General features: G+C 68.0%; 23 protein-coding genes. 12 read left to right on the top strand and 11 right to left on the bottom strand.

Going from position 1 to position 23491, the window contains the following annotated elements:
• Positions 1–103 precede the first annotated feature (103 nt).
• Together gatA and gatC are read right to left on the bottom strand one after the other, a co-directional pair.
• Positions 104–1573 (bottom strand): Asp-tRNA(Asn)/Glu-tRNA(Gln) amidotransferase subunit GatA, encoded by a 1470-nt coding sequence (gene gatA, locus OG300_RS01580; RefSeq protein ID WP_405491350.1) that lies wholly within the window; start codon positions 1571–1573, stop codon positions 104–106.
• Positions 1570–1869, bottom strand: a complete 300-nt coding sequence (gene gatC / locus OG300_RS01575) for an Asp-tRNA(Asn)/Glu-tRNA(Gln) amidotransferase subunit GatC (protein WP_405491348.1) — start codon at positions 1867–1869, stop codon at positions 1570–1572. Before gatC ends, gatA begins: the two co-directional genes overlap by 4 nt.
• 246 nt (positions 1870–2115) lie before the next feature.
• On the opposite strand from gatC, the gene OG300_RS01570 reads away from it, so the two are divergent.
• The 3 genes from OG300_RS01570 (at position 2116) to OG300_RS01560 (ending at position 4050) form a co-directional block, all read left to right on the top strand.
• Positions 2116–2766, top strand: coding sequence for an amino acid-binding protein (locus OG300_RS01570; RefSeq protein ID WP_405491346.1), 651 nt, complete (start codon positions 2116–2118; stop codon positions 2764–2766).
• 250 nt (positions 2767–3016) lie between these two features.
• Positions 3017–3454, top strand: coding sequence for a hypothetical protein (locus tag OG300_RS01565; protein ID WP_405491344.1), 438 nt, complete (start codon positions 3017–3019; stop codon positions 3452–3454).
• Positions 3455–3480: 26 nt separating this feature from the next.
• Positions 3481–4050, top strand: a complete 570-nt coding sequence (locus OG300_RS01560) for a hypothetical protein (protein ID WP_405491342.1) — start codon at positions 3481–3483, stop codon at positions 4048–4050.
• Between the two features lie 79 nt (positions 4051–4129).
• Here the strand turns inward: OG300_RS01560 and OG300_RS01555 are convergent, their stop codons facing one another.
• A complete protein-coding gene (locus OG300_RS01555; RefSeq protein ID WP_405491340.1) occupies positions 4130–4636 on the bottom strand; it encodes a GNAT family N-acetyltransferase in 507 nt (168 codons plus the stop codon).
• 181 nt (positions 4637–4817) lie between these two features.
• Between OG300_RS01555 and OG300_RS01550 the strand changes: the two genes are divergently transcribed.
• The 3 genes from OG300_RS01550 to OG300_RS01540 all read left to right on the top strand — a co-directional run bounded on the left by OG300_RS01550 (position 4818) and on the right by OG300_RS01540 (position 9944).
• Positions 4818–7826, top strand: coding sequence for an alpha/beta fold hydrolase (locus tag OG300_RS01550; protein WP_405491338.1), 3009 nt, complete (start codon positions 4818–4820; stop codon positions 7824–7826).
• A gap of 404 nt (positions 7827–8230) precedes the next feature.
• On the top strand, positions 8231–9034 hold the full coding sequence (locus tag OG300_RS01545; RefSeq protein WP_405491336.1) for a 2OG-Fe(II) oxygenase: 804 nt from the start codon (positions 8231–8233) through the stop codon (positions 9032–9034).
• Positions 9035–9083: 49 nt separating this feature from the next.
• Positions 9084–9944, top strand: coding sequence for a PhzF family phenazine biosynthesis protein (locus OG300_RS01540; protein WP_405491334.1), 861 nt, complete (start codon positions 9084–9086; stop codon positions 9942–9944).
• Positions 9945–9953: 9 nt separating this feature from the next.
• Here OG300_RS01540 and OG300_RS01535 read toward each other — a convergent pair whose 3' ends face one another.
• Positions 9954–10415: a RidA family protein gene (locus OG300_RS01535; RefSeq protein ID WP_405491332.1), complete on the bottom strand. Its 462-nt coding sequence runs from the start codon at positions 10413–10415 to the stop codon at positions 9954–9956.
• Positions 10416–10519: 104 nt separating this feature from the next.
• Positions 10520–12643 carry an NAD-dependent DNA ligase LigA gene (gene ligA, locus OG300_RS01530; RefSeq protein ID WP_405498873.1) on the bottom strand — a complete coding sequence of 708 codons (2124 nt, stop codon included), beginning with the start codon at positions 12641–12643 and terminating at the stop codon, positions 10520–10522.
• A gap of 136 nt (positions 12644–12779) precedes the next feature.
• Here ligA and OG300_RS01525 point away from each other — a divergent pair, with 136 nt between their 5' ends.
• From OG300_RS01525 to OG300_RS01510, 4 genes are all read left to right on the top strand, one after another.
• A complete protein-coding gene (locus OG300_RS01525) occupies positions 12780–13199 on the top strand; it encodes a PPOX class F420-dependent oxidoreductase (protein WP_405491330.1) in 420 nt (139 codons plus the stop codon).
• Between the two features lie 216 nt (positions 13200–13415).
• Positions 13416–14657: a cytochrome P450 gene (locus OG300_RS01520; RefSeq protein ID WP_405491328.1), complete on the top strand. Its 1242-nt coding sequence runs from the start codon at positions 13416–13418 to the stop codon at positions 14655–14657.
• A 171-nt stretch (positions 14658–14828) separates the two neighbouring features.
• The gene (locus OG300_RS01515) at positions 14829–16055 is read left to right on the top strand and encodes an ATP/GTP-binding protein (RefSeq protein WP_405491326.1); all 1227 of its coding nucleotides are present in this window, start codon (positions 14829–14831) and stop codon (positions 16053–16055) included.
• A 126-nt stretch (positions 16056–16181) separates the two neighbouring features.
• The gene (locus OG300_RS01510) at positions 16182–16538 is read left to right on the top strand and encodes a hypothetical protein (RefSeq protein WP_405498872.1); all 357 of its coding nucleotides are present in this window, start codon (positions 16182–16184) and stop codon (positions 16536–16538) included.
• A gap of 13 nt (positions 16539–16551) precedes the next feature.
• Here the strand turns inward: OG300_RS01510 and OG300_RS01505 are convergent, their stop codons facing one another.
• Positions 16552–17391, bottom strand: coding sequence for an SAM-dependent methyltransferase (locus OG300_RS01505; RefSeq protein ID WP_405491324.1), 840 nt, complete (start codon positions 17389–17391; stop codon positions 16552–16554).
• A gap of 125 nt (positions 17392–17516) precedes the next feature.
• Here OG300_RS01505 and OG300_RS01500 point away from each other — a divergent pair, with 125 nt between their 5' ends.
• On the top strand, positions 17517–18071 hold the full coding sequence (locus OG300_RS01500; RefSeq protein ID WP_405491322.1) for a TetR/AcrR family transcriptional regulator: 555 nt from the start codon (positions 17517–17519) through the stop codon (positions 18069–18071).
• A 19-nt stretch (positions 18072–18090) separates the two neighbouring features.
• Here the strand turns inward: OG300_RS01500 and OG300_RS01495 are convergent, their stop codons facing one another.
• The 5 genes from OG300_RS01495 to OG300_RS01475 form a co-directional block, all read right to left on the bottom strand.
• A complete protein-coding gene (locus OG300_RS01495) occupies positions 18091–19134 on the bottom strand; it encodes a methionine synthase (RefSeq protein ID WP_405491320.1) in 1044 nt (347 codons plus the stop codon).
• Between the two features lie 86 nt (positions 19135–19220).
• On the bottom strand, positions 19221–19682 hold the full coding sequence (locus OG300_RS01490) for a hypothetical protein (protein ID WP_405491318.1): 462 nt from the start codon (positions 19680–19682) through the stop codon (positions 19221–19223).
• Positions 19679–20800, bottom strand: a complete 1122-nt coding sequence (gene mnmA / locus OG300_RS01485) for a tRNA 2-thiouridine(34) synthase MnmA (protein ID WP_405491316.1) — start codon at positions 20798–20800, stop codon at positions 19679–19681. The genes OG300_RS01490 and mnmA overlap by 4 nt, the downstream gene beginning before the upstream one ends.
• Positions 20801–22021, bottom strand: coding sequence for a cysteine desulfurase family protein (locus OG300_RS01480; RefSeq protein WP_405491314.1), 1221 nt, complete (start codon positions 22019–22021; stop codon positions 20801–20803).
• A 246-nt stretch (positions 22022–22267) separates the two neighbouring features.
• On the bottom strand, positions 22268–23053 hold the full coding sequence (locus OG300_RS01475) for a hypothetical protein (protein WP_405491312.1): 786 nt from the start codon (positions 23051–23053) through the stop codon (positions 22268–22270).
• Between OG300_RS01475 and OG300_RS01470 the strand changes: the two genes are divergently transcribed.
• Positions 23019–23237 carry a zf-TFIIB domain-containing protein gene (locus OG300_RS01470; RefSeq protein ID WP_405491310.1) on the top strand — a complete coding sequence of 73 codons (219 nt, stop codon included), beginning with the start codon at positions 23019–23021 and terminating at the stop codon, positions 23235–23237. The genes OG300_RS01475 and OG300_RS01470 overlap by 35 nt on opposite strands.
• Positions 23238–23491: the final 254 nt, after the last annotated feature.

The following is a 23491-nucleotide window of genomic DNA, read 5'->3' as shown; positions in this document are numbered from 1 at the left end:
GCAGTCGTTGCCGATTCGAGAACGAACGGCCCCCACCGGTTTCGCCGGTGAGGGCCGAATTCGCTTGCGGAAAAACCCGTTCGGGCGATGCTCGATCAGGCGGTCAGACGATGGCGCCGCGGGCCGCCTCGTAGGCCGCGCCGACCCGGTAGAGCCGATCGTCGGCCAGCGCCGGAGCCATGATCTGCAGACCCACCGGCAGCCCGTCGTCGGCGGACAGGCCCGACGGCACCGACATGGCGCAGTGCCCGGCCAGGTTGGTGGGCAGCGTGCACAGGTCCGAGAGGTACATGGCCAGCGGGTCGTCGACCTTCTCGCCGAGCTTCCACGGGGTGAACGGGCTGGTCGGGGAGACCAGCACGTCGACGGTCTCGTAGGCCTTGTCGAAGTCGCGCGCGATCAGGTTGCGGACCTTGTTGGCCTGGCCGTAGTAGGCGTCGTAGTAGCCCGAGGACAGCGCGTAGGTGCCGATCATGATGCGGCGCTTGACCTCCGGACCGAACCCGGCCTCACGGCTGAGCGACATCACCTGGTCGGCGGAATGCGTGTGGTCGTCGCCGACGCGCAGGCCGTAGCGCATGGCGTCGAAGCGCGCCAGGTTCGACGACACCTCCGACGGCAGGATCAGGTAGTAGGCGGGCAGCGCGTATTCGAAGTGCGGGCACGACACCTCGACGACCTCGGCACCCAGATCCTTGAGCTGCGCGACGGCGGCATCGAAGGAGGCCAGCACGCCCGGCTGGTAGCTGTCGGAGTGAAGTTCGCGCACCACACCGACTTTCACACCCGACAGATCGCCGTTCGCGCCCTGACGAGCGGCGGCGACCACCGGCGGCACCGGCACATTGCGGGAGGTGGAGTCGCGCGGGTCGTATCCGGCGATGACCTCGTGCAGCAGCGCGGTGTCGAGAACCGTTCGGCCACAGGGCCCGCCCTGATCCAGCGAGGACGCGCAGGCGACCAGGCCATAGCGGGAGACGGTGCCGTAGGTGGGCTTGGTGCCGACCGTCGCGGTGACCGCGGCGGGCTGCCGGATGGAACCACCGGTGTCGGTGCCGATCGCCAGCGGAGCCTGGTAGGAGGCCAACGCCGCCGCCGAGCCGCCACCGGAACCGCCCGGAATCCGGTCGGTGTCCCACGGATTGCGGGTCGGACCGTACGCGGAGTTCTCGGTGGAGGAGCCCATGGCGAACTCGTCCATATTGGTCTTGCCCAGGATCGGGATCCCGGCTTCACGCAGCTTGGTGGTGAGCGTCGCGTCGTACGGCGACACCCAGCCCTCGAGTACCTTCGACCCGCAGGTGGTCGGCATGTCGGTGGTGGTGAAAACGTCCTTGAGCGCCAAGGGAACACCGGCCAGCGGCGAGGCGACGGTCCCGGCGGCGACCTGCCGGTCGACCTCGGCGGCGGTCACCAGCGCCTGCTCACCGGCGACGTGCAGGAAGGCGTTGATCTCCCCGTCGACCTCGGCGATGCGCTGGATGTGAGCCTCGGTGACCTCGACCGCGGAGACCTCACGAGCGTGGATCTTGCCGGCCAGTTCGGCGGCCGACAGTTTGGTCAGGTCGCTCATTCGCCCTCCCCCAGAATCTGCGGAACCATGAACCGCTGCTCGTCGACCGCGGGCGCCATGGCCAACGCCTGTTCAGGCGTCAGGCAGGGCTGCACCACGTCGGGACGCGTCACATTGGTCTCCGGATTCGGGGATGCGGTGGCGGGTACATCGGCGGCGGCGACCTCGGAAATCTGCGCGACGTGGGTCAGGATGGAATCCAGCTGACCGGCGTAGAGATCGAGTTCTTCGTCCGTCAAGGCGAGCCGGGACAACCGGGCGAGGTGTGCGACCTCGTCCCTGGAGATGGCGGGCACCGCAGGACCCCTTTCGGCGTGGTTCGTGCTCGGGTTTCGACCATCGACAGCCTAGTGGGTCGGCTCGGGCGCCCGGTCGCAGGTGCGGCCCGGACCTGGCACCATCAATAGGTGGCCCGTTCTCGAGTGGTCCGCGTCACAGCCCGAGTTCCGATTCGATAACCCGGTCCATAGGGTGTAAATATTGCGGGACTCGGGTACCCGTCCGAAAGTTTCGGTCGCAGAGGTCAAAGGAAAGGAAGGCACGTGTCATACCTGCTTCGCGTGCAACTTCCGGATCGCCCAGGGAGTCTCGGTTCGCTCGCTCTCGCGCTCGGTTCCGTCGGCGCCGACATCCTGTCACTGGATGTCGTGGAACGCGGTGACGGATTCGCGATCGACGACATCGTCGTGGAGGTGCCCTCGGGCGCCCTGCCCGACACCCTCATCACCGCAGCCGAATCCCTGCACGATGTGCAGGTCGATTCGCTGCGCCCGTACTCCGGAATCCTCGACACCCACCGGGAACTCGAGCTGATCGATCAGGTCGCCAACGCGCGCGACGATCGGCTGCAGGTCCTGGTCGACGGCGCGCCACGGGTGCTGCGCGTCGGCTGGTCGACGGTCATCGACATCGGTCCGCAGGGCGCGTACCGCGTGGTGGGCTCGCAGAGCGCGCCGTCCACGCAGGCGGCCTCCGCGCCGTGGATGCCGCTGGAGAAGCCGATGGTGCTCGACGGCGAAGGCGACTGGGTGCCGGACCTCTGGAAGGACATGGACACCAAGCTCGCCGCCGCCCCGCTGGGCAACACCGGCAAGGTGCTGCTGCTGGGCCGTCCCGGCGGTCCGGACTTCCGCCCCTCCGAGGTGGCTCGCCTCGGGTACCTGGCGGGCATAATCGCCGGGGTGCTCGGCTGATCGACGGCGGATCCCGCCGTACCGCAACGCTTTTCACGCCCCTGACCGGTTTCCGGCAGGGGCGTTTCCGTGCCTGCCACGGGGTGCCGTCACGTCGGCCGTCGAATGTGCCGTCGAGCACCATCTACGGACTTACTCAGTAGATTCCCAGGATTCACCTACTATTCACCTACGTAGATGACCTACTGTCTAACTACGTAGATAAGTCACCGACGTGACCTGAACCGGCAAGCAGAGAGGCAATGACGCCATGCCGCAAGCCCATCGATCACGCCCGAGAACCCGTCGAATCGGCCGCACCCTGGCCATGCTCGCGAGCGCGGCCACCGCCGCGGTCCTGACCACCGGCACCGCCCTGGCCGAACCGCCCGGCCGCGGCTCCACCACCGAGAGCGGCGGACGCGACAGCACGCCCGGCGGCGCGGGCAACTCACTGCACAATCCGAGCCCGCGCTACAACGGCGACACCACCGGCGCGCACCACAACGATCCGCTCGGCTACCACCACACCGACTCGAATCCCCTGCTGCAGAACGAACATTGGCAGAACCAGCGCGCGCAGTACCCGGGACAGCCGGCCGATCAGCCGATGAACTCCAACGGCGGCAGCGCCGCCGGCTGGACGCAGAACTGGAACCAGGACGGTTCCGGCTGGACCGTCTGCCCCGCCCTCGCCAGCCACTGCTGACCGCTCGCCGATCGAAGGGAATTCGCATGTCTGTCAATGCCACTGCCGTCAATGTCACTGCCGCCGCCCCCACCCGCCGACCCCGGTCGCGCGCCCTGCGCATCGCCGCGGCGCCCCTCACCGTCGCCGCCCTGGCCGTCGGCGGACTGCCACTGGCGGCCGCCGCCGAAGCCGACCCCGGCGAACGCCGCTCCCGCCCCGCCGCCGGATGCCTGTGGGCCGGAACGACTTACCCGCAGCAGAGCAGTGTCGTCGCGGGCGGTGTCGGCTACACCTGCGGCACCGAGGCCGGTGCCCCGCACTGGTTCGCCGGTGCGGTCAGCGGCAAGGCGAGCACGGCGCCGACCCCCGGCGCGATCGCCAACCCCACCGGCCAATTCAGTTCCGGCGCAAGACAACCCGGAACCGCCTACACCGATTACTGCGTCGGCAACCAGTTGATCCCCGGCACCGACGACGTCTACCAGGTGGTCCGCACCTCCGGCGGCCTGCTGTGGAAGGCCGCGACCCCGATCGGGCAGTGGAAGTTCGACACCGAGCGCCCCGCCGAAACGTGGCGCACGCCGTCGCTCTGTATCGACGGCACCCTCACCTGAGACCCCGCCCGCGGCATCCGCTCGCGGGCTCGCCAGGCAGGCTGACTCGGCCGCACACCGGCCGAGTCGGTCGGCCGCCTCACTCCGCCGCGGTGGTGTCCATTCGCATCACGGTCAGCGGCAGGCCCGTCCTGGTGAGCCAATCCCGTTCCGGCGCATGGGCGAACCCCATCCGGTCGTAGACGCGGCGAGCGTCCTGCATCGACGGCATGGTGGTGAGCACCACCGCCTCGAAGCCTTCCGCGTGGGCGATCTCGATCACCCGCCGCACCAGCGCCGTTCCGATTCCCAGCCCCCGGGCCCCCTTGGACACCGCCAGCATCCGGAACTCCAACTCCCCGTCGCGCGCGATATCGGCGAACGCCGTCCCCGGCCGAGCCACCGTCAAGGACCCCAGCAGCTCGTCCCCGCGCATCGCCACCAGCACCTCGGCCGCCGCGGCCCGCGTCGCGGTATCCGCCAACTCGCTCACATAGGGGCTGGCGGTCGAGACATGCCCCTCCCCCACGTACACCTCGACCGTCAGCTCTCCGATCGCCGCGAAGTCCGCAGGCCCCGCATCCCGGATCTCGAACTCCTGGCCCATCGATTACCTCCGTTATCCGACGATCGCACCGACACCGAACCCCCATCATTCCCATTCCGCGCGACCAGTCTTCGACCGGCATCCGATTCGTGCGGGTATCGCAACGGGAAACACACCTCGGTGTCGGGGGGATCTGTTAGGAAGGGTGACGTTCGGCTGCGATCGACCGAAGAGGTTCGCCATGGGGGTTCACGTCGTATTCGTGCACGGGTTGTTCTCGTCACCGGATACCTGGTCCGCGATGACCCGTTTCATCGAAGCCGACGAGGAGCTACGCGAACTGGTCGAACTGCACTATTTCCGGTATCCCTCACCGAAATTCATGTTCCGTCCCGACCGCCGCATCCCTGATCTGTCCGCCATCGGCGAGCAGTTGAAGACCTACCTGGACAACACCCTCGCGAATGCCGACCCGTTGGTATTGGTGACGCACAGCCAAGGCGGACTGGTGGTGAAACAGCTACTGGCCGACGCCTGCCACGCGCGAAAAATCCAGGAACTCAGCCGCATTCGGCAGATCGTCATGTACGCGTGCCCGACCACCGGGTCGGAGTTCATGCTGTCGCTGCGGCGCGGCGCCTGGTTCTGGCGAAATCCGCAGGAAGACAAACTCCGCCCGTTCAACCGCGAAGTCCTCGCCGCACACCAGACGGTGATCGAACGAATCGTCTTCGCGCAGAACAACACCGATACCGAGTGGCGAATCCCGATCGCGGCCTACGGCGGCAACGAGGACGGCATCGTCCCCGCCGAGATCGCCACCTTCGGCTTCATCGAGACCGGCGTGGTACCCGGCGACCACTCCTCGCTCATCCGCCCGACACCCGCGGACGACACCGCCTTCCGGGTACTGAAACGTGTATTGACGACCGTCGCCGCCACAGCACACCAGCAGCAGCGCACCGGTTCCGATCAGGACGAGATCGATCCGCGCGTCACCGAATCCGGTAGTGGTAAACAACTCTCGGAACCGGTCACCCCGCCCTGGGCCGATATGAAGCATCCGATCCGCGGCCGCGACCAACTGCTGGCCGACATCGACCACGACCACACCACCAGGGTGCACGTGCTCAGCGGTGAGGGCGGCGTCGGCAAGACCCGGTTGGCCCTGGAGATCGCGCAGCGCGCCAAACGCGCGGGTGAGATGGTCTGGTGGATCCGGATGGAACGACTCAACGGATGCATGCGGCAGGTGGCGACCCTGCTGGGCGCACCGGAGAACCCGATCGAACGCGCGTGGATGGGCATCGCGAGTCCGGCCGAGCTGGTCTGGAGTCTGCTGAACGAACAGCGCAGACCCTGGCTGCTGATCTTCGACAATGCCGACAAGCCGGAACGACTGGCCGCCCCGGGACAGCACATCGGTGACGGCGTCGGCTGGCTGCGCGAACCCGAGAACGATTACGGGCGCGTCGTGGTCACCAGTCGTCAGGGGGACGAATCGGTGTGGACACCCAACAGCCGCGTGCACCGGATCCCGACACTGGAATCCTTTGCCGGGGCCGCGGTGCTGCGCGACATCTTCCGCGCCGGCGGTAGCGTGCTCGACGCCCGCGAGCTGTCGACGGAGCTGGGCGGGTTGCCGCTGCGGTTGCGGCAGGCGGGCGTGCATCTCGAATCCGCCAACCGCAACGTGATCTACCAGGGCCCGCGGCCGGTACGCAACTTCCAGACCTATCGCCTTGCACTGCAAAGCCGTTGGGAATCGACCGAGGAGTCGCCCGGCGAGCTGGATGAGGCCCTGGGCCTGAATCTCACCCGAGGCGTGATCGACATGTCGCTCACCCTGGCGGTCGATCGCGGTAGCCACGACGCACCCCGGCTGCTGAAGCTGCTGTCCTGTCTGGATACCGCGGCCATCCCGTACTACCTGCTCCTACAGACGAATACGCTGGCCCGTTCCGAGCTGCTCGGCAAACTCACCACCAGGCAGGCGCTGGGTGCGCTGAAGGAACTCACGAATGTCGGATTGGTGCAACTACTGTCGTCACCTACCGAAACCGGCAGCGACATAGATCATCTACTGACCCTGCACCCCGAATACCACCATCTGCTCCGCGAGGACCCCGATGTGGTCGAACGAGCGGCGGAGTACTACACCCTGGCGGTCACGATGGTCGCGGCCGCGGTGGCCGACCACGACCCCGACGATCCCACGAACTGGCCGCTGTGGAACCGGCTCGTCGCACACTCCAACCAGGCCGCGCGCACCGCGCTGGTCGGCCCCCGGCCGCTCTCCGAGCACGACCCGGTCGCCCAGGCCATCGAACTGGCGCGCATGACGCTGCGATACCTGATCGCGCGCGGATTCCTCAATCCAGCCAGCGAACTCGCCGACGCCATCATCGACCGCTGCGATGAATGCCTGCTGGATATCGACGATCCGGAGATCCTGTCCATCCGGCACGAGAAGGCCCGCATCGCGCTCGAGCGCGGCGATCGGGAGACCGCCGAACGGATGTTCCGGGAGATCGTCATCGAGCGCACCGCCAAGCTGCCCGGCGGCGGCCGCAATGCCGACACGCTCGCCAGTCGGCACAAGCTCGCCCGCGCCATCCTCGAACAGGAGGGTCGCGCGCGCGAGGCCGAGACCGAGCTGCTGGCGATCGTCGAATTGGAGCGCGGGGTAAGGGGTTTCGATCACTCCGACACACTGGTGGTCCGGCGCAGCCTCGCGCGGGCGCTGATCTATCAGGGCCGTGCCGCCGAGGCATTGCCCCAGCTCCGGCAAATCCTCGCGGTCAGCGTGCGCACTTGGCCGGGAACCCGGCCGGAAACCCTCTGGGTGCGGCACACATTGGCGCGCTGCCTGCTGGAGCTGGAGCGGTACGCCGACGCGGAGGCCGAGGCGAGGTTCGCGCTGGATCTGGTCGGGAATCCGGCGAACCCGGTGGAGAGCCCGGTCATGCGCTGGTCGATCTCCATGCAGCGCACCCTCGCGATCGCCCTGCTCGGACTGGGCCGGCTCGACGAGGCCTACGAGATCGTGGACCGGATCCGGCAGCAGGCCGCCGATCAGCTCGACCCCGCCGATCCACTCTCGGAACGAATAATGAAACTGTTCAGGGACATTCGGGAGCAACTGCGGCGGCAGCAGGCCGAACCGCTCGAACCACCGAACGACACTCCAGAAGCATCGTCCGAGCACACCGAACCGCCGGACGACTGTGATGCAGGTGATGTACCGTAAATCGCGTCAGCGCTAACACTTTCGACATCAGTGGCGTTGTGTTGAGTATGGCCATCGACACCAGTATCGTCCGCACGGCGGGAGGGGCCGAAATGATACGGTCCGATAACGAATTCGAAGACTCATCGATCTCTACCGACACGATCGATCTCTCGATTCGCACACAGCGCCTACGCGATATTGCTCGCCAACTGGTACGAACCACATTGGATGGTGACCGCCGAATGCCGGAGCTCGACAACACTCCACCGCTCGGCCGAACCAGCCCCTGACAGCCACTATTCGGCGAACGTTACCTATATCTCGAAACGGCTCAATCGGGCTTGATGCTGCCCGAACTGTGAGAACCTCGACCTGCCTGGGTGTGGCATGTAATGCAATTCAACCCTTGGGGGCAGGTGGATATGACATCAGTTCGCGCCCGCGATCCGTTCTTCGTGGCCGTGACGGCCACCGGATTCGACCGTGACCACATCGCCGGTTTGGCGGCCGGTCGGTATGCGGCCGTGCAAGTGGCCGATTTCCTTCCGGCACAGACATGTTCGGAGTTGCTCGCCGCGCTGCGGCGGGTGCCGTTCGACGCCTACGACACCAGACGGGTGGATCCGCCGGTCTTTCGCTTCGGGGTGGGAGTGAGTGATCACCGGGTGGAAGGGGCACTCGACGAGACCTACTGGAAGGCATTGGATTCCAGCAATGCGGCGTGGTCGGAGCTCGACCTCGACCACGATCCGTTCGAACTGTGCCGCAGCGGCCTGGGTGCACGCTGGCCCGGGCGGGTTCGCGTCGCACACCATGATCGGCGCGAACTCGGGGCCGGAGTGGCGCGGGAACCGAATCAGGGATTCCAGGTCCATTTCGATGATTCCATTCGGGAATTCGCCGACGGATTGGTTGATGATCATCTGGTGGCGCAGTTCGCGTTCAATCTCTATTTGAGTGTTCCGGAACGCGGCGGACAGACCGTCGTGTGGCGGCACCGCTGGGCTCCCGGGGACGAGGAATTCCGCCTGCCCGCTTCGTACGGATATCAGCGGGATGTGGTCGGCGACGCCGAATCCTTCGTGCTGCAACCGCGAATCGGTCAGGCCCTGCTGTTCGATCCGCGCAACTTCCACGCGGTGCTGCCGAGTCACGGCGATCGGCGCATCGCCCTGGGATTCGCGGTCGGATTGACCGACTCGGGCGAATTGCTCACCTGGGGTTAGGTTTTCGAAATCCCGCTGCGGTCCACGGTGGTCACGCTACCTTCGTGCCATGCGAATCCTGCGCTACGCGGCATTCAGTGCGAACCCGGCCGGCGGCAACCCGGCCGGGGTGGTCCTCGACGCCACCGGTATGGACACCGACACCATGCTCGCCACCGCCGCCGAGGTCGGCTACTCCGAGACGGCCTTCGCCGTCCCCGAAGCCGAAAACGTGCTGAACGTCCGGTATTTCAGCCCGCTGGTCGAGGTGCCGTTCTGCGGACACGCCACCATCGCCACCGCCGTCGCCCACGCCGAACGCCACGGTCCCGCCGAACTGCTGTTCCGGACCGCGGCCGGGCCCATCCCCGTCCGCACCCATCGCGAGGCCGACGGGTCCATGGTCGCCACCCTGACCTCGGTCCCGCCGCGCACCCGCCCACTGGGGCCCGAACTCGCCGCGCTGCTGGCCGCCCTGCACTGGCACCCGGACGATCTCGATCCGCTGCTGCCGCCGCGCGTCGCCTACGCCGGAGCCTGGCATCCGATCATCGCCGCCCGCACCCGCGGCCGCCTCGCCGACCTCGACTACGACTTCGACGCGCTGGCCGCCCTCATGCGCGAGCACGCCTGGACCACCATCGACCTGGTCCGGCGCGCGGGTCCCACCGAATTCCACGCCCGCAATCCGTTCCCGCCCGGCGGTATCCACGAGGATCCGGCCACCGGCGCGGCCGCTGCGGCCCTCGGCGGCTACCTGCGCGAACTCGGTCTCGTCGATGTCCCGGCCACGCTCACCGTGCACCAGGGCGCGGACATGGGCCGCCCCGGCACCATCACCGTGAGCATCCCCGCCGACCCGGCGTCGGGCATCTCGGTCAGCGGCACCGCCGTCGCCATCGAAGCCGCAGCCGCCCAACCGAATCCCTGAACCCGGTCTTCACCCGGCCAGTTCGACGGTGACCTCGAGCTCCAGCGGCGCACCCAGCGGGAGCTCGGGCACACCGACGGCGGTGCACACCCCCATCGCCGATCGACCGAAGACCTCGGCCAGCAGATCCCCTGCCGCCGAAACGATCTCGAACTGATCGTGAAATCCGGGCGCGGACACCACATACCCCGCGACCCGGACCACGCGCACCACCGAATCGACATCCGCGACAGTCGACACCGCCGCCAGCACCGACAGCGCACACCGCCGAGCCAACTCGGCGGCCGCCGCCGTGGTCAGCTCCGCGCCGACCCGTCCGGCCGCGACCACCTGACCGGCCACCATGGGCACCTGACCGGCCACGTGGACCAGCACCCCGCTGCGCACGGCCGGAACATAGATCCCCTTCGGCGGATTCACCTCCGGCAGCGCCGATCCCAATTCCGCCAGCCGCGCTCGGACACCAGCCATGCGGGCAACGCTACCGACCCACCGCATCACGCACTTCGGTTTTCCGACGCGCACTCTTCACCATGGATCCGCCGTGACTCGGCGAGTTCCGTTGCACTGCGGACCTATTCGTCCGATTCGCCGACCGTCGCCACGGTGGGCGGCGCGAAGGCGTCCGGGCCTTCGGCGAGCAGCCTCACGAAACCGGCCTCGTCGAGGATGGGAACACCGAGCTCCTCCGCCTTGGCGGCCTTGGTGCCCGGGGCGTCGCCGATCACCACGAAAGCCGTTTTCTTGGAGACGGATCCGGCCGCCTTGCCGCCGCGGATCAGGATGGCCTCCTTGGCGCCGTCGCGGGTGAAACCCTCGAGCGAGCCGGTGACCACGATGGACAGGCCCTCGAGGTTGCGGTCGATGGATTCGTCGCGCTCGTCCTCCATCCGGACGCCCGCCGCCGCCCATTTGTCGACGATGTCGAGATGCCAAGCGACGGTGAACCATTCGGTGACCGCCGCCGCGATGGTGGGGCCGACGCCGTCGGTGGCGGCGAGTTCCTCGGCGGAGGCCTCGCGGATCCGGTCCATGGAGCCGAAGGCGGTGGCCAGGGCGCGGGCGGCGGTGGGACCGGCATGCCGGATGGACAGGGCGACCAGTACTCGCCACAGCGGGCGGGACTTGGCCGAGTCCAGATTCTCCAGCAGCCGTTTGCCGTTCGCGGAGAGCGTGCCGTTCTTGTTGGTGAACAGCGTGGTGGTGAGCAGCGTGTCCGCGTCGAGCGAGAACAGGTCGCCCTCGTCGGCGATGGCACCCGACTTGAGCAGGTCGATGGCGGCCTCATAACCCAGCGCCTCGATATCGAACGCGCCGCGCCCGGCCACATGGAACACCCGCTCCCGCAGCTGCGCCGGACAGTACTGCTGGTTGGGGCAGCGAATATCCGCGTCACCCTCCTTGGCGGGCGCGAGCTCGGTGCCGCATTCCGGGCAGTGCGTCGGCATCACGAAGGCCCGCTCGGTCCCGTCGCGGGCATCCACCACCGGGCCCAGCACCTCCGGAATCACGTCTCCGGCTTTGCGAATGGTGACGGTGTCGCCGATCAGCACACCCTTGCGCTGCACCTCCGAGGCGTTGTGCAGGGTCGCCATGGCGACCGTCGAGCCCGCCACCGTCACCGGCTCCATCACCGCGAAGGGCGTAACCCGGCCGGTACGACCGACATTCACCTGAATGTCGAGCAGTTTGGTGGTGGCCTCCTCCGGCGGATACTTGTAGGCGATGGCCCAGCGCGGGGCGCGCGAGGTGGAACCCAGGCGGCGCTGCAGGCTGAACTCGTCGACCTTCACGACCTGGCCGTCGATCTCGTGCTCGATGTCATGGCGGTGCTCGCCCCAGTAGTTCACCCGGTCGACCACCGCGTCCGCGCCCCGCACCCGCACCGTGTGCGCCGACACCGGCAGCCCCCACGACGCCAGCGCCCGATACGCCTCGAACTGCGATTCCGGCGCGAACCCTTCCAGTCGCCCGAAACCGTGGCAGATCATCCGCAGCCGCCGCCGCGCCGTCACCGCCGGATCCTTCTGCCGCAGTGAACCGGCCGCGGTATTGCGCGGATTCGCGTACGGCGGTTTGCCTTCCGCGACGATCTGCGCGTTGAGCGCCTCGAAATCGGCGAGCGTCATGAACGCCTCGCCGCGCACCTCCAGCAGTTTCGGCACCGGGAAGTCGTCGCTGTGGATGAGCTCGTGCGGAATGTCCTCGATGGTGCGGGCATTGAGGGTGACGTCCTCACCGGTGCGGCCGTCGCCGCGGGTGGCGCCGCGCACCAGCTTGCCGTCCTCGTACACCAGGTTGAGGGCGACGCCGTCGATCTTCACCTCGCACACATAGTGGATGTCGGTGCCCGCGTCGGCCTCCACCTTGGCGACCCACTGCCGCATCTCGTCCTCGTTGAACACGTTGTCCAGCGAGTACATCCGCTCGAGATGGTCGACGGCCTGGAAGTCGGTGGTGAACCCGCCGCCCACCACCTGGGTCGGCGAATCGGGGGTGCGTAGATCCGGGTGCGCGTCCTCGAGCGCGACGAGGCGGTTGAACAGCACGTCGAACTCGCCGTCGGTGATGATCGCCGCGTCCCGCACGTAGTAGCGGAACTGGTGGTCGCGAACCTCTTCCGCCAGCCGCTGCCACTCGACCCGCTCGTCCCCGGTGGCCGCCGCCTGCTCGCCCCCGGCCACCCCGCTGATCTCCATGCCCGTTTCGCTCACACCACGCACCCTAACCCAGCCGACCGACACCTTCGATCAACATTCCCGCACGTCGCGCGCCTATCTGACGGATTTCCCCGCCCCCGGGAACAGCCCCCGCGACCCCCGGGTTGCACCCCGCATGGACCTCACCGCCGCCCTGGATTTCGCCCGCGCCCACCAGAAGTCGGTCCTCACCACCATCCGCCGCGACACCCGCCCGCAACTGTCCAACGTCCTGCACTGGGTCGGCGACGACGGCATCCTGCGCGTCTCCATCACCGCCGACCGCGCCAAGTTCCACAACCTCCGCCGCGACCCCTGGGCCGCCCTGCACCTCACCTCCGACGACTTCTGGTCCTACGCCGTCCTGGAAGGCGAAGCCGAGCTGGCCCCGGTAGCCACCGACCCCCACGACCCCACCGTGGACGAACTCGTCGCCTACTACCGAGCCCTCACCGGCGAACACCCCGACTGGGACGACTACCGCCGCGCCATGGTCGCCGACCGCCGCACCGTAGTCCGCCTCACCCCCACCCACGCCTACGGCCAATTGCGCTGACCGCCAGCTCATTCACCGGCAGATCAACCGTCCTGGCACCGAACCCGGCCTGGCGTGGCGGGTTTCGGCCACAACCCGCGCGATGCGTTCCGCGGGATCGCGCACAAGCGCATGGTGGGGATATCCAAGCAGTTGATTGGATAACCCGTGGGGGGCAGTATTCGGGACCGCATTCTCGATGAGGCGCTGCGCCTTTCACCGAGCAGGGGTATCCCCATGACCGAAACCGGCACCGTCGCATTCGATCTCAATGATCCGGACGTGATCGCCGACCCCTATCCGCACTATGCCCGGCTCCGTGAACACGCGTCGGTTCACCACTCGACCGCACCGGATCTGTGGCTGCTGAGCCGCTACGATGACGTCGTCCTCGCCCTGCGCGATGCCACCCGCTTCTCCTCCGATCCGGGAACCGGGGGTGACTTCGCGGACAACCCGTTCAATCCGTCGACGTCGTTGCCCGGCTGGGCGACCCGGCTCATCGACCGGGTGCTGCCCACTCGAACGCTGCTCACCAGCGATCCGCCCGAACACACCCGGTTGCGCAAGAAGGTCAGCCGGGCCTTCGCTCCCCGTCGAATCGCCCAGTGGGAACCACGTATTCGCGAGATCACCGAATCGCTGATGGACGAGCTGGCCGATCGGGCGGCGCGCGGCGAATCGGTGGATCTGGTACGCGATTTCGCCAGTCCGCTGCCGACCATCGTGATCGCCGAGCTGATGGGCATCCCGGCTGCCCGCCGCGACGATTTCAAGCGCTGGTCCGACCACCTGATCGACGGTCTGCTCACCGGCGGCGACACCCGCCGCATGGCGACCAGCGCGGCCGCGATCTCTCTGTTCTTCGCGCGCACGGTCCGGCAGCGCCGACGCCACCCGGGCGAGGATCTGGTCAGCCTGCTCGTCACCCCGGACGCCGACGGCGTGCTCGGCACCATGGACCTGATCGTGTTCTGCGTGCTGCTGCTGGTCGCGGGCAACGAGACCACCACCAATCTGGTGTCCAACGCCGTGCACGCCCTGCTCGATCGTCCGGCCGTCTGGCAGCAGCTCATCGCCGAGCCCGGACTCGCCGCGGCCGCCGTCGAGGAGACACTGCGCTACGACAGTCCCGGTCAGGGCCTGCTGCGGTGCACCACGACCGAGGTACGACTGCACGAGGTGGTGATCCCCGCCGGGGCGAGAGTATTGCCGCTGGTCGGTTCCGCGAACCGCGATCCCGGCCGCTGGGACGCACCCGACGAGTTCCGGCTCGACCGAAACAGCAACGACCACATAGCGTTCGGCGTCGGCATCCATTACTGCATCGGCAATGCGCTGGCCCGGATGGAAGCCCGCGCCGCCCTCGAAACACTGGCTCGCCGAGCCCCGGCACTGTCCCGGGCCGGACACCCGATTCGCATTCCGAGCCCGGTGCTGCGCGGATTCCGCAGCCTCCCGATCCGCATCGAACCGTAGTCGCGCAGCCGGTTTCCGCGGCTCGCAGCGGGTCCGGCCGGCCGACGCCGGGCGGGGCGCATCGGACGTTTCGATGGGGATGCGTGTCGATCGTGGCGGATGCCCGAATAAGGTGAGTCGCATTTCGGGCCCACGACCGGCAGGATGTCCAAGGTGTTGCGGAGTTTTCAGGTGACGAATCATCGGTCCCTCGCCGAACCGCAGGAGTTGCGGTTGACCAGGGGTAACGGGCCAGTCGCTACGCCGGTCACCGCCGTGTACGGGACGGCTGCCACCGGCAAGTCCGGGTTGATCGACGCCCTGGACAAGATGCGCGATTCGGTGTTGAACTCGGTGACCGGGTGGGATCCCTTCTCCGGACCGGTGCGCACCCCGCACCTCGGATTCGCGGACCGGCCTTCGGAATTCGTCGCGAACTTCATCGCGGAGGGGTGCCCGTACACCTACGGGTTCCGGCTCGACAATGCGGATGTGGCGGCGGAATGGCTGCATTCGCATCCGCACAATCGCAAGCGGGTGGTGTTCGAGCGGGCCGGGGACGATATTCGGATCGGGCCGATGTTCGAGGCCGCCCGGTACGGTCTGGGGGCGGTGGTGCCCCTGGTGCGACCGAATGCCTTGCTGCTCAGCCTGTCCGGGCAGCTCTACGCCGAACCCCTGGTGCCCGCCTACCGCTGGTTCCAGTCGCTGCTGGAAGTGCAGTGCGGGCAACCGGATCCGCAGGAGCTCGCGCACCGGGTGGGTTCGCACATCTCGCGCTCCACCGATCACGCGGTCCGCCTGCTCACCCTGCTGCGCTCCGCCGACCTGGGCATCACCGATCTGCTGCTGCCCAGCGACGACCCGATGTACGCCGACTACCTGCGTGACCTGGACGCCGATATCGCCTCCACCACAAAGGAAATCGAGTCCTGCACGCTGTCGACCAGCTACGCCGAGGAGATGTTCCTCGAGCACGGCATCACCCTGACCCTGCTGCAGCGTGAGCTCGCGAACCTCTACGCCGCCCGCGACGCGCTCTACTCGCGGATGGTGGCGCGCCGCGGCGTCGGCCTGGGCCTCAGCCACGAGGGCATCGACACCGCCTTCGACATCACCGACGAATCCAGCGCCACCCTCGCCATGCTGCGCCTGCTGCCGCCGATGCTCGACGCCCTCGACACCGGCGGTGTGCTGGCCGTCGACGATATCGACGCCGCCCTCACCCCGGAAACCGCCGACAGCCTCATTCAGCTGTTCCAGAACCCGGAAACCAACACCCAGGGCGCGCAGCTCATCTTCACCACCGCCAACCGCACCCTCATCGATCGCGGCAACGGCCGCTCCCAGTCCAAACGCACCACGGTCTGGCAACTACGCCGAACCCACCAGGGCGTCTCGGAACTCTCCGCGCAGTAACCCCCGGTCAGCGCGCGGGCCGCGCCCACCCGGACCGGCCCGCGTCCGACCCCGCCTAGCATGGGTTTCATGCTGATGCAGCTCACGTTCATCCTGCTGATCGCCGGTGGCCTGGCCGTGGCGGTCATGTACTACCGCCGCGGCACCGGCGCCGCCCGCGCCGTCCCCGGCAACCCGAGCGGCACCCTGTTCAACCGCTCCCCCGTGAACCTGGAATCCGGCACCCTCTACGTCACCGGCGTCAGCCCCCGCCCCGATCAACCCGGCGAGCAGTACGTCACCCTCAGCGGCAGTATCTCCGGCCCCTCGGTGGTGGCCCACGAGGTCTACGGCCGCTTCGCCTGGGACACCTTCCAGTGGCCCGCCCCCGGCGACCAGATCCCCGTCGCCTACCCCGCCGGCAAGCCCGACCACTGGCAACTCGACCACCCCGGCGCCCGCCCCTACTTCGGCTCCCGCAAACCCAAGGGCCAGCAGTACTGATCGCGCGCGACGCTCAGCGGCGGATTGCGGCGATGCTGCCGATTCGGGGGTCGAGGGTGCCGGTGGGGCGGGGGAGGTCGGCGGTCATGGAGTTCCAGCTGCGGAATTCTGTTGTCCAGCCGATTTCTTGGAGCCAGGCCTCGACGTCGAAATCCGGGGGCGGGTTGCGAGGGGCGGAGTTCGATTCGCCGACGAAGTCTTTGAGGGCGCGGTACTGCGGGGCGTCGGGATCGACGACCATGCGGCCTGCGCCGAAACGGCTTGCGGGGGCCGACAATTCGGTGATGGTGCGGACTACACGCCGGTTCCAGTCCTGGTTCAGGTAGCCGAGGGAGCCTTCATCCACCCAGTAGGTGGGGACGTCGGGTTGGAAGCCGGTGGCCAGCAAGGGGGTTCGCCAGTCTTCGCGGAGGTCGGCGACGATGACGTGGCGCGGGCAGGTCGGGGGGACGCCGGCGGCGGCGAGGACGGGTTCCTTGAAGGCGAACAGTTCGGGGAGGTCGATTTCGTAGACGTGGACGTCCGCAGGTAGGGACATGCGGTGGGCGCGGGTGTCCAAACCTGCTCCGAGCAGGACGATTTGGCGGCAGCCCGCCTCGATCGCCTCGCGGAATCGATCGTCCACCAGGCGGACTCCGATGGTGCGGCCCTCGTAGAACTGGTCCGCGATCTCCTCCATGCGGGCCCAGCGGTCCGGTTCGAAGCCCGCGCGGGCGGCGGTCACGAATGCCGCGGCCAGGGGGTCGTTGTAGAGGCGGTCGGGGCGGAGGGATTCGCGCTCCCGGATGACGGCCACCCCGATCGCCGTCACTGCCACGCCGTCGACCGGCACTTTCGCTGCTGCCTCGGTCATGTTTTCTCCCCAGAAGATTTTTAACTTGTCGACCGGCTAGGTATCTGCCGATGGCGAAGACGCTAGGCTTCCCACTAGCCGGTCGTCAAGCAATTCTTCGCCGGTCATATGACTGGAAGGAAGCGATGGACGGGCGACGCAGCGATACCCGGGAACGGATCCGGTCGGTGGCCATGGAGCTGTTCTCCGAACGCGGGTACGAGAAGACCTCGCTGCGGGAGATCGCGGAACGGCTCGGCGTCACCAAAGCCGCGCTGTACTACCACTTCCGGACCAAGGAAGACATTGTCGCGAGCCTGTCGGAGGATCTGCGCGGCGGCATCGACGACATCGTGCAGTGGGCGCAGACCGCACCACCCGGGCGAGAACGCGCCCGCGAGATCGTGATTCGCTACGGGGCGCTACTGCACAGCCTCGGCAAGGACATGATCCGGTTCTGGCACGAGAACCAGCCCGCCTTCCGCGATCTCGGCTTCGGCACCAGCCTGCGCTACCAGTTCCGGGTACTCGCCGATCTGATGACCGCGCCCGGCAACGAACCCCTCGCCGTCTTCCACGCCCGCCAGGCATTGCTGGCGATCAGCTGGAGCCTGTCCATGATGGGCGATCTACCCCTGGATGACGACGAGAGCAATGCCGCCGCGGTCGCCATCGCCCTGGATATCCTCGAACGCATATGACCGCGAAAACCACCGGCCGCTAAGCGAAGTCGAGCGACTCCGGCTCATCGGCGTACACCCGAGCAACCTCGGCGGCCAAACTCAGCGCCTGCCGCGCCCAGCTCAGCGACGCACCGGCCAGCCCGCAGGCGGGCGAGACCAGCACCTGCTCGGCGAGCATCCGGCGCGGGAAACCCAGCCGATCGATCAGTCGCACACCGGGTTCGGCGATCTGCTGCCAGGTCACCGGCTTGGCGGGTGCGGTCGTCGGCACCAGGCCGAGCACCACCCGCTTACCGGTGTCCAGCAATTCGCCGATGGCGTCGAGTTCCCCGGTCCCGATGGTGGCCAGATCGAATCCGACCCCGGCGGCCCCGGTCTTGCGCAGGAATCCGAGCGCGGGCCGATCCGCGCAACTGTGCACCAGCACCGGCGCGGACTGCCGCCCGATCACCAGGTCCAGCACGTGCAGCGCCTCGGGTTCGGGCATGGCGCGCACCGTGTTCATGACGCTGACGGCGCGCAGCGTGCCGTCCAGCACCGCGGTCAGCCGCGGCTCGTCGAGCTGCAGGACGACCTCGGTACCCAGGCGCTTACCGACCTCCGCCACATGATTGGCGATCCCCTCGGCCAGCGACTCCGAAAGATCGCGCAGCGCACCGGAATCCGTGATCACCCGGTGCCCGCCCGGCAACTCCACCTCCGCCGCCACCGTCAGCGGACCGGCCACCTGCACCTTCACCGGATGCCCGGACCCGACGAAACCGCCTGTCTCCCAAGCCTCTTCGAGTGCGTCAAGGTCGGATCGCAGCAGATCGTGCGCACGACGCGACACCGCGCCGGGACGGACCGCGAGCCGGTAGCCGCGGGTGGTGCTGTCGAACCGCATGTCCACCAGCAGTTCCGACACCCGGCCGACCATATCCGCGCCGACACCGCGCGCGGGCAGCTCCACCAGATGCGGCAATTCACCCAGCTCGCCGACGACGGTGGTGGCGGCCTCGCGCGGATCGGCGCCCGGCCAGGAGCCCACGCCGGTCGCGATACCGCCGCGCAGCACGCCCGCGGTCGTGTCGTCAGTCATCCAGGTCGCCCCGATCGATTCGGCTCCACGACTTCGAAACCTGTGTCCGCCAACATGTCTTCACCATCGACCGGGCGACCGCGAGGTCACTCGTCGACATCGCCGGATTCGCCGGGATCATCGTTCGAATTCGCGTACCAGTCCCAGCAGGTCGTGTTCACGAACCAGTCCCAGGTGGCCCCGGCCAACTCACCGGACTGCGCCGCACCCGCGGCGATCCGACCACGCTCGGTGTAGGAGGTGACGGGGACCGACGCGCGGACGCGGGCGGCGGGGTCCGGGCCCGGTTCCGCCGACGGCTCCTCGGCCTGATCGTCCGAATCCGGTTCCGCCGCATCGGTTTCGAGCTCGTCAGCGACATCGTCCGCCGAACCCCGGGTCAACCCGGAGCCGGTGCGTCCGTGCCACGGCTTGCGCGGAGACCGCCGGGGCCGCAGCGCCGCCGGTTGCGCCAGATCACTGCGCCACACGGTGCGATCCGCCGCACCCGATCGACTCTGTTCCGACACATATGACTTCGCGCGCAGGCGCGAGCGGCGTTCCGTCACCGGGCGGTATCCGAGACCAGTTCGCTTGCGTACGAATGTCTTTCACGTTCGGTCCCGGAGATGGTGCCGCTGCCGAGCACTTCGTCACCGGCCTCGTCCGGGCGGTAGAGCACCACCGCCTGGCCACGAGCCACACCGGTCAGCGGCTCCCGCAACCGCACCACCAGGCCTCCGTCGACGGCCTCGACGACCGCGGCCGCGAGCCCGCCGTGCGCGCGCACCTGCACGACGCATTCGATGGCGCCGCTGGGCGTTTCGCCGGAGGTCCAGATGGCGCGGTCAGCCAGCACCGTCCACACCTCGAGGTCCGCGGCGGAACCGACGCGCACCACACCGGAATCCGGGTCGATATCGGTGACATAGCGCGGCTTGCCGTCGGCGGCCGGACCGGGCAGGCCCAGCCCCTTGCGCTGACCGATGGTGAAGCCGTGCACGCCTTCGTGATCGGCGAGCTTGGTCCCGTCGGCGTCGAGCACCGCACCGGGCCGGATGCCGATCTTCGCGCCCAGGAACGCCTGGGTGTCACCGGAGGGGATGAAGCAGATGTCGTGGCTGTCGGGCTTGCTGGCCACGGCCAGCCCGCGCTCTGCGGCCTCGGCGCGGATCTGCGGCTTGGGAGTGTCACCGACCGGGAACATGGCGCGCGAGAGCTGCTCTGCGGTCAGCACCGCGAGCACGTAGGACTGGTCCTTGTCGGGGTCCACGGCACGACGCAGCACGCCGTCCTCGAGCCGCGCGTAGTGCCCGGTGACCACGGCGTCGAAACCGAGCGCCACCGCACGATCGGCCAGCGCCGAGAACTTGATCTTCTCGTTGCAGCGCAGGCACGGGTTGGGGGTCTCACCGGCGGCGTACGCGGCGACGAAGTCGTCGATCACGTCCTCCTTGAACCGGTCCGCGAAATCCCAGACGTAGAACGGGATTCCGAGCAGATCGGCGGCCCGGCGGGCATCGCCGGAGTCCTCCTTGGAGCAGCAGCCCCGCGAACCGGTCCGCAGGGTGCCCGGGTTCGCCGACAGCGCCAGGTGCACGCCGACCACCTCGTGACCGGCGTCGACAGCCCGGGCGGCAGCCACCGCAGAATCGACGCCACCGCTCATCGCGGCAAGTACTCGCATCTAGAAGCCTCCCTTCGCTCCGGCCATTCCGGCCGCCTTCGCCCGCTCCACCACCTGCGGCAGCGCCGCCAGCAGGGCATCGATATCGGCGTCGGTCGAATTGTGTCCCAATGAGAATCGCAGTGATCCGCGCGCCAGTCCCGGTTCCACACCCATGGCCAGCAGCACATGGGAGGGTCCGGCCACACCGGCGTTGCACGCGGATCCGGTCGAGCATTCGATGCCGGCGGCGTCGAGCAGCATCAGCAGCGAATCGCCCTCGCAGCCCGGGAAAGTGAAGTGGGCGTTGCCCGGCAGCCGCCGATCGCCGGTGGTGCCGTTGAGGATGGCGTCGGGCACGATCTCGCGGACCCCGCTGATGATCCGGTCGCGTAGTCGCTCCAGTTCGGCGGTGCGGATCACCAATCCGTCGACGGTCTCGCGCAGCGCCGCGGCCAGTCCCGCCGCCGCGGGCACATCCGAGGTGCCCGAACGCAGATCCCGCTCGTGCCCGCCGCCGTGCAGCATCGGCACGGCGGGCACCTGCCTGCCCAGCAGCAGCACACCCGACCCGTGCGGGCCGCCGACCTTGTGACCGGCGAAACTCGCTGCGGCCAAACCACTCTCAGCAAAATCGATGGGCAGCTGCGCGGCCGCCTGCACGGCGTCGCTGTGCATGGGGACCTCGAATTCCTGCGCCACCGCGGCCAGTTCCCGGATCGGCTGAATGGTGCCGACCTCGTTGTTGGCCCACATCACGCTCACCAGCGCGGTGTCCTCGGCGTGCGCGGCCAGCGCCTCGCGCAGCGTGCGCGGCGAGACCACACCGTCGCCGTCGCATTCCAGCCAGGTGATCTGCGCACCCTCGTGCTGTTCGAGCCATTCGACGGTGTCGAGCACCGCGTGGTGTTCGACCGCGCTGACCAGAATCCGGGTCCGGCGCGGGTTCGCGTCCCGGCGCGCCCAGTAGATTCCCTTGACCGCGAGATTGTCGCTCTCGGTGCCGCCCGAGGTGAAGATCACTTCCGAGGGTCGCGCGCCCAGCCCCGCCGCGATCGACTCCCGAGCCTCCTCCAGCAACCGTCGCGCCGCCCGCCCCGATCCGTGCAGCGAGGAAGCATTGCCGGTCAGCCCCAATGCGCGGCACATCACCTCGACCGCGACCGGGAACATGGGTGTTGTGGCCGCGTGGTCGAGGTAGACCGTCTGGGCAGTGCTTGGACCCGGGAAAGCCGACATCATGACCGGTAAAGCCTAACCCATCGCTGACCTGCGCAACCTCGGGGTAGCCCCCGGCCGCCTAGCAATCCTCCACGCTTCCGTACACCCCGGACACAACCGACCGACCGCCCCGGAGATTCCCGCGCACCGGGTGCCGGGGAATCCCGCTGGGAGCGGCCGGAAGTCGGCCTCGAACCGGATACCGGCCAGCCAGCCAACGACAACGTGGCGGTGCCCTTTCGGGTCACCGCCACGTGGCCGGGTCACTCAGCTGGCGGGCGCAGGCGCGGGCGGCGAGAGCAGGTCGCTGGCGAACTGGAACAGGGCCGCGGCGGCGACGGGGCCGCCGATCAGGATGGTGCCGGCCACGGCGCCGATGGCGCCCGCGGCAGCACCGGTGACCAGGCAGCCGCCGATCGCGCCCGGAACCGTCAGGGTGCCGATGGTGGCGACGGTGGCTCCGGCGCCGAGGATGGCCCCGCCCGCGATGCAGCCGATGGTCGCGCCGATCGCGGTGCCGATCAGGGTGCCGACCGCCACGCCGACGGTGACCGCGCCGGACAGGTTGGTCAGCGCCTGGTTGAAGTTCGGGTTGGCGGTGGCGTCGACGTCCTTGGCGGTGGCGTCGACGCTCTTGTCGGCGGCGATGTCCTTGGCGGCGGCGATGTCCTTGATCGTCGGCGTGTCCGCGGCGAGCGGCTGACCGGACAGCGGGTCGACGTTCGGCGTCAGCGTGGCGGTGTTGCCGTCGATCTTGGCGGCGATCGGGTAGGTCTTACCGTTGTTCTGGTAGCTCATCGGCAGGGTGGCGACAGCCGCGCCCTTGCTGTCGAGAATCTGGAACAGGTTGTCCTTGACCGACATCGAGCCCGCGGCGGTGGTCAGGACCACGGCGTGATCGACGACGCTGGCCTGGTACTGAATGCCGGGAGCGATATCCGTGGCGACCGAGGGGCTGGCGGGATCCGCATAGGCGGAGTTCGCGGTGACAGCGGTGATCGACAGAGCCGCAACGGCAATGGTGGCGGTCGCAGCGACATTACGGAATTTCATCTGGGATCTCTCCTCGGTACTTCGGAATTGCATCGAACATCGGCATGAGGTGCCGCGCGCAGAGTTGTGCCCGAAATGCACACTCGGCGAGTTGATTTCAATGAATTACACGAGCGTTCTTGTCGGGCGTTGCCAATCATGTGGGGGTAGCCCGACGTTGTCAAACCGAGTCGGAAGAGAGTGACGGGCGCCGCAGTCGAGAGCAGATGCACACTGCTGGCCTGCAGTTATGTCACCGAAACACGTCGGATATCAGCGCGAAACATAGTGCACGAGAACGGCTTACCGACGGGTTCCTTACGGTATCCAATCGGGCCCAGATTAAATCTTGACGTCTTTCTGAGCCGCGCCGCATCCCGAAGATTCTTGTAGTCTGCGAGGGCCGCGACGGGGATGGCCACTAGCAATTCGAATTCCCCCTACCCGTCCCACAATTGG

It is taken from the genome of Nocardia sp. NBC_00511, from assembly GCF_045161165.1.
Classification (GTDB): Bacteria; Actinomycetota; Actinomycetes; order Mycobacteriales; family Mycobacteriaceae; genus Nocardia.
This window is presented reverse-complemented; position numbering and strand designations above follow the sequence as displayed.

Bases quoted from the DNA above. Each gene is read 5' to 3' on its own strand.
- OG300_RS01500 (WP_405491322.1), top strand. From the start codon at position 17,517: ATGGACGGGCGACGCAGCGATACCCGGGAACGGATCCGGTCGGTGGCC.
- OG300_RS01525 (WP_405491330.1), top strand. From the start codon at position 12,780: ATGGACCTCACCGCCGCCCTGGATTTCGCCCGCGCCCACCAGAAGTCG.
- OG300_RS01495 (WP_405491320.1), bottom strand. From the start codon at position 19,134: ATGACTGACGACACGACCGCGGGCGTGCTGCGCGGCGGTATCGCGACC.
- OG300_RS01550 (WP_405491338.1), top strand. From the start codon at position 4,818: ATGGGGGTTCACGTCGTATTCGTGCACGGGTTGTTCTCGTCACCGGAT.
- OG300_RS01545 (WP_405491336.1), top strand. From the start codon at position 8,231: ATGACATCAGTTCGCGCCCGCGATCCGTTCTTCGTGGCCGTGACGGCC.
- gatA (WP_405491350.1), bottom strand. From the start codon at position 1,573: ATGAGCGACCTGACCAAACTGTCGGCCGCCGAACTGGCCGGCAAGATC.
- OG300_RS01510 (WP_405498872.1), top strand. From the start codon at position 16,182: ATGTACTACCGCCGCGGCACCGGCGCCGCCCGCGCCGTCCCCGGCAAC.
- ligA (WP_405498873.1), bottom strand. From the start codon at position 12,643: ATGGAGATCAGCGGGGTGGCCGGGGGCGAGCAGGCGGCGGCCACCGGG.
- OG300_RS01480 (WP_405491314.1), bottom strand. From the start codon at position 22,021: ATGATGTCGGCTTTCCCGGGTCCAAGCACTGCCCAGACGGTCTACCTC.
- OG300_RS01540 (WP_405491334.1), top strand. From the start codon at position 9,084: ATGCGAATCCTGCGCTACGCGGCATTCAGTGCGAACCCGGCCGGCGGC.
- OG300_RS01505 (WP_405491324.1), bottom strand. From the start codon at position 17,391: ATGACCGAGGCAGCAGCGAAAGTGCCGGTCGACGGCGTGGCAGTGACG.
- OG300_RS01475 (WP_405491312.1), bottom strand. From the start codon at position 23,053: ATGAAATTCCGTAATGTCGCTGCGACCGCCACCATTGCCGTTGCGGCT.
- OG300_RS01520 (WP_405491328.1), top strand. From the start codon at position 13,416: ATGACCGAAACCGGCACCGTCGCATTCGATCTCAATGATCCGGACGTG.
- mnmA (WP_405491316.1), bottom strand. From the start codon at position 20,800: ATGCGAGTACTTGCCGCGATGAGCGGTGGCGTCGATTCTGCGGTGGCT.
- OG300_RS01560 (WP_405491342.1), top strand. From the start codon at position 3,481: ATGTCTGTCAATGCCACTGCCGTCAATGTCACTGCCGCCGCCCCCACC.
- OG300_RS01535 (WP_405491332.1), bottom strand. From the start codon at position 10,415: ATGGCTGGTGTCCGAGCGCGGCTGGCGGAATTGGGATCGGCGCTGCCG.
- OG300_RS01470 (WP_405491310.1), top strand. From the start codon at position 23,019: ATGGTGGCGGTCGCAGCGACATTACGGAATTTCATCTGGGATCTCTCC.
- OG300_RS01555 (WP_405491340.1), bottom strand. From the start codon at position 4,636: ATGGGCCAGGAGTTCGAGATCCGGGATGCGGGGCCTGCGGACTTCGCG.
- OG300_RS01565 (WP_405491344.1), top strand. From the start codon at position 3,017: ATGCCGCAAGCCCATCGATCACGCCCGAGAACCCGTCGAATCGGCCGC.